Origin of the sequence: Caballeronia choica, from assembly GCF_001544535.1 — a bacterium.
Taxonomy (GTDB): Bacteria; Pseudomonadota; Gammaproteobacteria; order Burkholderiales; family Burkholderiaceae; genus Caballeronia; species Caballeronia choica.
This window is the reverse complement of record NZ_FCON02000357.1, coordinates 1-2,692: the sequence shown is the minus strand read 5'-3', so window position 1 is coordinate 2,692 and position 2,692 is coordinate 1. Positions and strand designations below refer to the sequence as shown.

Sequence of the window (2,692 nt, the reverse complement as noted above, 5' to 3'; positions counted from 1 at the left end):
ATGCCCAGCGCCGACCGGTCCACGTAATTGAGGATGGTTGCCATGAGCAACATCGAGAGCACGACGTACCGGACCCTCGAGCGTTTCGTAGTATCCACGTAAGCCAGGTTTCGCGGCGGCAATGTTTGTTCCTCTACGACTTTCATCGGTGTCTCCATAACATTAGCCTGTTATTTTTTTAATGTGGCAGAAGGGCGATTTATCCGCGGCCGACGAAGGGCATGGCGCTCGCCATGATGGTCATGTTGAGAACATTGGCTTCGAGCGGAAGACTCGCCATATGTACAACCGCATTCGCCACGTGCGTCACATCCATCCTTGCTTCGGGCGCCATGCGTCCATCCGCTTGCAGTACGCCGCGGTTCATGCGTTCCGTAAGTGATGTGGCCGCGTTGCCGATATCGATCTGGCTGCAGGCGATATTGAAGGCCCGTCCGTCCAGTGCGATCGATTTGGTGATGCCGGTGACGGCATGTTTCGTTGCCGTATAGGCGATGGTATGGGGTCTCGGCGAGTGGGCGGAGATCGAACCGTTGTTGATGATTCGGCCACCTTGAGGGGACTGCGCTTTCATCAATCGATAAGCCGCCCGAGCGCACAGGAAGACGCCGGTCAGATTGGTGGCCACGACATCGTTCCAGAAGCCGACCTCGTAGTCTTCCAGGGGGACGGCCCCCGCGTTGCGGCCCGCGTTGTTAAAGAGCACGTCGAGCCGGCCGAATGTTTCGGCGATTTGCGAAAACGCGTGCTCGACCGACGCCGCGTCGGCAACGTCGGCCTGGAATACATACGCTTCCGCGCCAGCAATGCCGATTGCCTCCTTTGTTTCCAGCAGAGGCTCGGCTCTGCGCCCGATCAGCGCGACGGCGAACCCGGCGTTGGCGAGCGCCACGGCGGTGGTGCGGCCGATGCCGGAACCGGCGCCCGTAACCGCTGCGAATTTCTTCGATGCAGGCATTTCATCTCCTCCCGACAGTTCAATTGAACACGGAAAAGAGAGTCGCATTCGCGCCAGACGTTGAGCAATCTTGATTCATTGAATCAACATCAAAAGGCCTTGCCGGTGGGGCTCGCATAGGGTTTTCCTGATACGCGCATTGCGGATAGCGAGAGGGACGAGCGGCATAGAACGAGACGAGTCGCAATGCGCAGGGTGCGTCGCGACGAATAAGGGGCCAATCACTTCCGATGAGTTGATTTATTTAATCAACATTGACGGTCCGGTCTGCGGTTTCGTAGTCTCTCGACGTCTCTCCATCAAAGGAAAAATCATGTCGGAAAGTAATTGCACCAAACTGTTGATTGCGCGAAAGGTTCCCACGGCGGTGGCGAGCCGCGCCGAGGCTGAATTCCACGCTTTCGTGACCGAGTCCGATATGGATTCGTGGTCTGTCGTCGACTTCTGCAACAAGCACGACGTGCCGGCCGTTCTGATCGGAAAGAAGTCCGGCTTGCAGGCGGAGCACATTGCCGCGCTGCCCTCGACGGTCAAGATCATTGCGAACGCGAGCGCAGGCTTCGATCACATGGATGTAGCGGCGGCCCGTGGAAGGGGAATCGTCGTCACGAACGCACCCGATGCGTTGACCGAGTGCACGGCCGATTTCTCTATGCTGCTCTTGCTGGCTGCGTGCCGTCGCGCGTCGGAATACGAACGGATCATGCGCAACGGATGGGGCAAATCGTTCGGCATGGTCGAGATGCTGGGTACGCGAGTGAATGGCAAGACGCTCGGCATCGTCGGATTCGGACGTATTGGACGGGCGGTCGCTAAGCGTGCGCAGGGATTCGGCATGCGTGTGATCTACACCGACATGCACCGTGCGGCCCCATCGCTGGAAAATGGCGCAACCTTTTATGCCACTCTCGACGAAATGCTGCCGGACTGCCAGGTGCTCACGCTGCACGTGCCGGGTGGGGGCATCCCGCTCATGAAGAAAAGAGAGTTTGAACTCCTCCCCGCAGGCGCCATTTTTGTCAACGCGGCGCGGGGCGGCCTGGTGGACGAAGATGCGCTTTATGACGCCCTGACTTCGGGTCATCTGTTCAGCGCGGGTCTGGACGTGTACCGGAACGAGCCCAATGTCGACAAGCGCTTCGCTGAACTCGACAACGTGTTCCTGACGCCCCATATGGCCAGCGCAACAATCGAGACCCGCGACCAGATGGGCTTTACGGCGCTGGACAATGTTGCCGCCGTGTTGGAAGGGCGGCCTGCCTCGAATCCTGTCTAAGGCTCCACCTCATCGGGAATGCTAACGTTGCGACACCGGTCGAAAACCTGCGTGGTACCCATCGACGAATGATTGGTCACCGCTGCAGCGTTCTTGAGCGTCCGCTGCATTTACGTTTTCATGAGGTCGATCGACATCAACCCGATATTTACGGTCGGCGTATGCCGAAATCGATTGGTACGCCTTCTATCCTGCCACATCGGACTGCGCCGTGGGCAGGGACGGCCATCTGGTTAGGGACGTCGCACTAAATACGATCGCATTCAATTCCGAGCGGTGGAGAAGACCCGACCGCGCGTCTCCCGATGCCAAAATTGACGAGCGGCCGCTGTACACCGCAAGCAGCCGCTGGTTTCACACCGTGCCGAAGGGCCGTAGTGGCATGTCGTTATACACAACGTCGCTGTCGCGCCACGACAGCGAGAAAGCTCGTTTACTTTCAATGACATAGAGCAGCG

The 2,692-nt window shown here is 58.4% G+C and carries 2 protein-coding genes; one reads left to right on the top strand and one right to left on the bottom strand.

Annotated features, from left to right (window positions below; translation table 11 throughout):
* Positions 1-199 precede the first annotated feature (199 nt).
* Positions 200-958: an SDR family oxidoreductase gene (locus AWB68_RS43820; RefSeq protein ID WP_087650310.1), complete on the bottom strand. Its 759-nt coding sequence runs from the start codon at positions 956-958 to the stop codon at positions 200-202.
* Positions 959-1,271: 313 nt separating this feature from the next.
* Here AWB68_RS43820 and AWB68_RS43815 point away from each other — a divergent pair, with 313 nt between their 5' ends.
* A complete protein-coding gene (locus tag AWB68_RS43815) occupies positions 1,272-2,234 on the top strand; it encodes a 2-hydroxyacid dehydrogenase (RefSeq protein WP_087650309.1) in 963 nt (320 codons plus the stop codon).
* Positions 2,235-2,692 lie beyond the last annotated feature (458 nt).